The sequence below is a fragment of the Aeromonas sp. sif0611 genome (assembly GCF_019218845.1).
In the GTDB taxonomy this organism is placed as follows: Bacteria; Pseudomonadota; Gammaproteobacteria; order Enterobacterales; family Aeromonadaceae; genus Aeromonas; species Aeromonas media.
In genome coordinates, this window is the sequence record NZ_JAHUWU010000041.1 from 1 (window position 1) to 326 (window position 326).

Consider the following 326-nt stretch of genomic DNA (forward strand, 5'->3'; position numbering starts at 1 on the left):
TGCCGGTCTCGGTCAGCAGCGGAGTGCTCTCATCTTCGGTGACCGCACCAGTGTCGCTGCCGGTGATCACCGCCGCATCGTTGACGCCGGTGATGGTGATGGTGACGGTGTGCTCGGTGCCATCCACGGAGGTGACCACAAAGGTCTCGACCTTGGTCTCCCCTTCGCCCAGGTACTGCACCTTGCTGTTGTCGACCTGGTAGGTCCAGGCACCGCCTTCGGTGATGGTCAGGCTACCCAGTGCGCCAGCGCTCGGGGTGCCGTTGCCAGCCAGGAACTTGGCCTCGTCGGCGCCGTCCACGTCGGTCACGCTCAGGGTGCCGGTC

1 protein-coding gene is annotated in these 326 nt (G+C 65.6%); it reads right to left on the reverse strand.

The window, feature by feature from the left end:
* On the reverse strand, positions 1–326 hold a 326-nt coding region (locus KW824_RS20675), incomplete at both ends, for a VCBS domain-containing protein (RefSeq protein ID WP_218410887.1).